Below are 2,373 nucleotides of genomic sequence, written 5' to 3'. Positions count from 1 at the left end.
GCCGCGGCGCGGCGCCCGTGCGCGCGACACCGTATGCGGATTCCGAAGCGTTCGTCGCCGACCTGAAGGTGCTGACCGCGTCGCTCGACGACCACCACGGCACGTCGCTCGCCGCGCCGCGCCTCGCGCCGCTCGTGCGCGCGGCCGCAGTGTTCGGCTCCCATCCCGCAAGCATCGACCTGCGCCAGAGCCCAGCCCTCCACGAAGCCGTGGTCGCCGCACCGTTCGCCCCCGCAGGCCACGAGGCCGACTACGAGGCGCTCGCCCAGGAAGTAAAGCTGCGCGCGCTGCGCCCCGCGCCGCTCGTGCGCGCGGCCGAAGTGTTCGGCTTCCATCTCGCAAGCATCGACCTGCGCCAGAGCTCCGACATCCACGAAGCCGTGGTCGCCGAACTGTTCGCTCGCGCAGGCGTCGAGGCCGACTACGCGGCGCTCGCCGAGGAAGACAAGCTGCGCGTGCTGCTCGCCGCGCTCGCCGATCCGCGTCCGCTGCGCTCGCCGTACTTCGAATACTCGCCGCTCGCGCAAAGCGAGCTCGGCGTGTTCGAGAAGGCGCGCGAAGTCCGCGCGCAATTCGGCGCACGCGCGGTGCGCAACTACATCATTTCGCATACGGAAACCGTCAGCGACCTCGTCGAGGTGCTGCTGCTGCAGAAGGAGACGGGCCTGCTCGACGGCGCGCTCGGCGTGCCGGGCGGCGATGCGAAGAACAGCCTGATGGTGATCCCGCTGTTCGAGACGATTCCCGACCTGCGCGACGCCGCGCGCATCATGCGCGAATACTTCGCACTGCCGGGCATCGACGCGCTGATCGCGCACCAGGGCGCCGAGCAGGAAGTGATGCTCGGCTATTCGGACAGCAACAAGGACGGCGGCTTCCTCACGTCGAACTGGGAGCTGTATCGCGCGGAGCTCGCGCTCGTCGACCTGTTCCGCGACCGCAAGATCACGCTGCGCCTGTTCCACGGCCGCGGCGGCACGGTCGGCCGCGGCGGCGGCCCGACCTACCAGGCGATCCTGTCGCAGCCGCCGGGCACCGTGAACGGCCAGATCCGCCTGACCGAACAGGGCGAGGTGATCGCGAGCAAGTTCGCGAACCCGGAGATCGGCCGCCGCAACCTCGAGACGGTCGTCGCCGCGACGCTCGAGGCGACGCTCCTGCCGCAGAACAACGCGCCCGCGCAGTTGCCGGTGTTCGAGACCGCGATGCAGACGCTGTCCGATTCGGCGATGGCCGCGTACCGCGCGCTCGTCTATGAAACCCCGGGCTTCACCGACTACTTCTTCTCGTCGACGCCGATCACCGAGATCGCCGAGCTGAACATCGGCAGCCGCCCGGCTTCGCGCAAGCTGCAGGATCCGAAGCAGCGCAAGATCGAGGACCTGCGCGCGATTCCGTGGGGCTTCTCGTGGGGCCAGTGCCGGCTGCTGCTGACGGGCTGGTACGGCTTCGGCAGCGCGGTGAGTGCGTATCTCGACGGCGCGCAGGACGACGCCGAGCGCACGAAGCGCGTCGCGCTGCTGAAGAAGATGAACAAGACCTGGCCGTTCTTCGCGAACCTGCTGTCGAACATGGACATGGTGCTCGCGAAAACCGACCTCGCGGTCGCGTCGCGCTACGCGCAGCTCGTTTCCGACCGCAAGCTGCGCAAGCACGTGTTCGAGCGGATCGTCGCGGAATGGGAGCGCACGTCGCAGGCGCTGGCCGAGATCACCGGGCACGAAGGCCGTCTCGCGACCAACCCGCTGCTGGCGCGCTCGATCAAGAACCGCTTCCCGTATCTCGATCCGCTGAACCACCTGCAGGTCGAGCTGATCAAGCGTCACCGCGCGGGCGACACGAACGCGCGGCTGCGCCGCGGGATTCACCTGACGATCAACGGGATCGCGGCCGGCCTGCGCAACACGGGCTGATCCGCCTGCGGCGCGGTGTGATTCCGCGCCGGCCGGCATCGTAGAAGCCGCGATACGCCACCGTGCCTACGGTGCGTATCGCGGCTTTTTTCATGCGCGGGCAAAACCGCAGCGGCCCACCTCGCGCTCAGTGCGCGTCGATCAGCAACGCATCGTGTTCGAACGAACCGTCGGGCTGCACCGCGTAGTAGCCGCGCACCTCGTCCGGCGCATGCGCCCACAGCGCGCGAATGCCGGTGACGCTGTCGGCCGGCGTGCGGATGCGCGCGACCCACGTATCGAAATCGATCGGCAGCCGCCAGCGGCTGTGCACGTGCGCGTCGAAGCCGGCTTCGCGGAACATCGCAAGCCATTCGTCCGCCCGGTAGTCGCGCACGTGCGACGCGTCGCGCAGCACTTCCGCGGCCTGCAGGTACGTGTCGAGAAGCGGATGGTCGTTGCCCGCGATGTCGATCATCAA

General features: G+C 68.8%; 1 protein-coding gene and 1 pseudogene. One reads left to right on the top strand and one right to left on the bottom strand.

Annotation, left to right across the window (positions count from 1 at the left end; translation table 11 throughout):
- Window positions 1-1,913, top strand: a 1,913-nt coding sequence (gene ppc / locus G3N93_RS38120) for a phosphoenolpyruvate carboxylase (protein ID WP_206135341.1), incomplete at its 5' end; no start/stop codon positions are given.
- Between the two features lie 127 nt (window positions 1,914-2,040).
- On the opposite strand, the pseudogene G3N93_RS38115 reads toward ppc, so the two are convergent.
- Window positions 2,041-2,373 (bottom strand): annotated as a pseudogene (locus G3N93_RS38115) (SAM-dependent methyltransferase); the annotation flags it as partial.

The sequence above is a fragment of the Burkholderia sp. Se-20378 genome (assembly GCF_017104665.1).
Classification (GTDB): Bacteria; Pseudomonadota; Gammaproteobacteria; order Burkholderiales; family Burkholderiaceae; genus Burkholderia; species Burkholderia lata.
The sequence above is the reverse complement of the archived record's forward strand: the minus strand, read 5'-3'. Positions and strand labels throughout refer to the sequence as shown.